We start from the raw sequence: 251 nt of genomic DNA, 5'->3' as shown, positions 1-251 counted from the left end.
GTGTTTTGGACGGACTTTCTTATAAGAATCTTCCGCTACGAGTTTGTCGTTCAAGTCAAGCAGTGATGTCCAGCCAAAACGATCGCGAACTTCATTAAGGAAGACAAACAATAAACGTCCCGTCGCTTCCGCATCATAGTTGGCCATGTGGTGATGCTCTAAACCAATCTGAAACTTTTTCGTCAATTGTCCCAAACCAAAACGCTTCATCTCTGGGTACAGATTACGAGCGAATTCTAAAGTATCCACTA

The 251-nt window shown here is 43.0% G+C and carries 1 protein-coding gene; it reads right to left on the bottom strand.

Annotated elements, in window-relative coordinates; genetic code table 11:
- Window positions 1-251 (bottom strand): hypothetical protein (locus ETC07_RS16315; RefSeq protein ID WP_136249336.1); only part of this gene is annotated, 251 nt, incomplete at both ends.

The organism is Halomonas borealis (assembly GCF_004798905.1).
GTDB lineage: Bacteria > Pseudomonadota > Gammaproteobacteria > Pseudomonadales > Halomonadaceae > Halomonas > Halomonas borealis.
Note: the sequence above shows the minus strand (reverse complement) of the source record. Positions and strands in the feature narration are given on the sequence as shown.